This window comes from Staphylococcus sp. HMSC061G12 (genome assembly GCF_001838465.1).
Taxonomy (GTDB): Bacteria; Bacillota; Bacilli; order Staphylococcales; family Staphylococcaceae; genus Staphylococcus; species Staphylococcus simulans.
Genome location: NZ_KV837007.1, coordinates 1 through 2,949, shown reverse-complemented (window position 1 = coordinate 2,949; position 2,949 = coordinate 1). Strand labels below are relative to the sequence as shown.

Annotated in this window: 4 protein-coding genes; 1 reads left to right on the top strand and 3 read right to left on the bottom strand. The window is 31.6% G+C overall.

The features are described 5' to 3' along the window. Positions 1-21: 21 nt before the first annotated feature. Positions 22-105: a helix-turn-helix domain-containing protein gene (locus HMPREF2937_RS14205; protein WP_239478529.1), complete on the top strand. Its 84-nt coding sequence runs from the start codon at positions 22-24 to the stop codon at positions 103-105. Positions 106-347: 242 nt separating this feature from the next. Here HMPREF2937_RS14205 and HMPREF2937_RS00705 read toward each other — a convergent pair whose 3' ends face one another. Genes HMPREF2937_RS00705 through HMPREF2937_RS00695 form a run of 3 tightly spaced genes read right to left on the bottom strand, consistent with a single transcriptional unit; the run spans position 348 to position 2,889 of the window. Continuing rightward, positions 348-1,301: a metal ABC transporter substrate-binding protein gene (locus HMPREF2937_RS00705; protein WP_070625389.1), complete on the bottom strand. Its 954-nt coding sequence runs from the start codon at positions 1,299-1,301 to the stop codon at positions 348-350. 18 nt (positions 1,302-1,319) lie between these two features. Continuing rightward, the gene (locus HMPREF2937_RS00700; protein WP_002497486.1) at positions 1,320-2,159 is read right to left on the bottom strand and encodes a metal ABC transporter permease; all 840 of its coding nucleotides are present in this window, start codon (positions 2,157-2,159) and stop codon (positions 1,320-1,322) included. Next, positions 2,152-2,889, bottom strand: a complete 738-nt coding sequence (locus HMPREF2937_RS00695) for a metal ABC transporter ATP-binding protein (protein ID WP_070684413.1) — start codon at positions 2,887-2,889, stop codon at positions 2,152-2,154. The genes HMPREF2937_RS00700 and HMPREF2937_RS00695 overlap by 8 nt, the downstream gene beginning before the upstream one ends. Between the last annotated feature and the right edge of the window lie 60 nt (positions 2,890-2,949).

The window sequence follows — 2,949 nt, the reverse complement described above, 5'->3', positions numbered from 1 at the left end:
TGGTTAGCTATATTTTTTACTTTGCAACAGAACCGTAAAATTGCTAAAGAAGTAGATATTACAAGACAGACCGTATATCGAATTAAAAATGAAAGAACAAAATAATTAATAAAATGAGTAAAAAGTGATTGTATAACACATTAGGAAATGATAATATGTTATACAATAACCTGCTTCTTTTAATTTAAAATTCTAAACTTTATTAAACTGTAAAAATGATAATTTCAAACTTCTTCATATTTTTCCCTTTAATAAGATATGAAGACGAAACATCTCTTCCAAAAGATAAGTAAAAAAGTGAGCGTTATTATCTATATAGACAATAACGCTCACTTTTAGTTTCATTGTTATTTTTCCAATCCATCAGTTAAAACATCTAAATTATACTCTAAATATTTAAGATAAGTATCAGCTACGCCACCTTCTTTACTAATTTCATCAGAGTAAATTGGTTTCTTGTAAATTGATACGCCACTTTCTTTAGATACGGTTTCCATTGGACGCTTATCTACGTTTGATTCTACAAATAAGTGAGATGGCTCATTTTTATCAATAAATTTTACTAAATCTTTGATTTGTTCTGGAGATCCATTCTCGTCCGTGTCTATCGCCCAAATATAACCTTCTTTTAGGTCATAACGGTCTGTTAAATATTGGAAAGCTTGTTCACTCGCTACAAAAACACGATCTTTCTTAGGAATATCGCCTAATTGTTTTTCATAATCATCTTCGATGTTATGTAATTTTTTTAAATATGCTTTTTCATTTTCTTTATAATAATCTTTGTTTTTTGGATTTCTTTCAGATAAAGATTTCGTGATATTTTTAATCATTTTTTCTCCTACTTTCGGATCAATAAATGCATGAGGGTTCACTTCTTTTTTGCCATCTTCATCTTTAATGTATTTAGGTTTAACACCTTCTGTTGTTTTTATCGCATTTTCTTTTGAAAAATCAGAAGACTCTAAAGCTTTAAATAACCAACCTTTACTGCCACCTTCTAAATTCAATCCATTATAGAAAACCAAATCGGCACTCGAGATATGTTTAATGTCATCTGGTTTAGGATCGTAGTCATGCGGGTCAGTGCCTGTAGGCACTAAATTTTTAACTTCAACGTGCTCTCCGCCAATTTCTTTAACCATATCATCAATCATAGAAAAACTTGTGACCACTTTGATTTTATCTTTATCTACTGATTCTAATTCTTTATCTGAATCACCGTCTTTATCTCCATTACTACAAGCTGCTAAAACAACAGAAAGTGTAATGGTGAATAAAAATAATATCACTTTTTTCATTATAAAAATCCTCCTAAGTTAATGTTTAATCATTCTCCACAATAGCCCATTTCTAGGTGCTAAGAAGAATGTGATAATAAATATAGCTGTAATAACTAATACAATAACCACACCTGAAGGTAAGTTAAATGTAAAACTAAAGAACAACCCAATAATAGATGAAATAGCACCTATCAACGCTGATAAAAGAATCATGGTTGATAGTCTTTTAGTCAGTAAATAAGCTGTCGAAGCTGGCGTAATCAATAAAGAAACAACTAAAATAACACCGACGGTTTGTAATGAGGCAACAGTTACTAACGTTAATAACACCATGATTGTGTAATGGATGAATTTTGTTGGTAAACCTGAAGCTGCAGCCATGGTTGGATCAAACGTTGATAGTAAAAATTCTTTATAAAAGATCACTACAATAATTAAGACAATCGCAGCGACAATAAATGTTAATGTTCGATCCTGTTCTTTAACTGTCAGTACATTACCAAATAAAATTTCCGTTAAATCTATGGACGATTGCGCTTTCGTAACAAGTAAAACCCCTAAAGCTAGAAAGGCAGAAAAAACAATACCTATAGATGAATCGCTTTTGATTTTACTGTTTTGGTTAACGAAACCGATTCCTAAAGCTGCCATAATCCCAAAGACTACCGCACCGTAGAAAAAATTAATGCCCATCATATAAGAAATAGCTACACCCGGTAGAACTGCATGTGAGATAGCATCTCCCATTAGCGCCAAACTTCTTAATACGATGAAACAACCAATAACGCCACAGATGATTCCGATGACAACAGAAGTTACAAGTGCTCTTTGAAGAAAACTAAACTGAAATAACTCATGTATAAATTGACTAATCATTTTTATCCCCACTTTCAGAAGGGATCAAAATATTTGTGCCAAAGGCTTGTGCTAAGTTATCTCCCGTAAACACATTTTCAACAGAACCAAAATCGATTAAATGTTTATTTAAAAGAATAAGGTTATCGAAATATTTACTGACTTTGGATAAGTCATGATGAACAATTAAAATTGTTTTTCCAGATTCAGCTAGTTCTTTTAATAAATCAACAATGATATTTTCACTTGTAATATCGATGCCAACAAAAGGTTCATCAAGTAATATCAAATCTGTTTTCTGAACTAACGTTCTAGCAATTAACACTCGTTGAAATTGTCCTCCTGATAGCTCCCCTATTTGTCGATCTTTATATTCCGACATATCCACTTTGTTAAGGGCTTCTGTTGCCATTGCTTTTTCTTTTTTCCCAGGTAACTGCCACGGTTTTAACCGAGGGTATATACCTAAAATGACACAATCTAAAACTTTCATAGGAAACGTTGTATCGATATTACTTTTTTGTTCGACGTATGAAAGATTTTTAAGTTGCTTATGTATAGGCTTACTTTTAAAAAATGTTTGTCCTTTGTGTGGTATTAAATTAATCATTGCTTTAATCAAAGTTGATTTACCTGCCCCATTTGGGCCAATAATCCCAACAATTTGTCCTTCTATCATTTGTAAAGAAACATCTTGTAAAGCTCGGGTTTGATTATCATAAACCACTGACAAGTTTTGTACATCTAACACGCTATTCCCTTCTTTCTTCACTTGCGTAAATAATATATTTAGGATATCCTAAATATATTA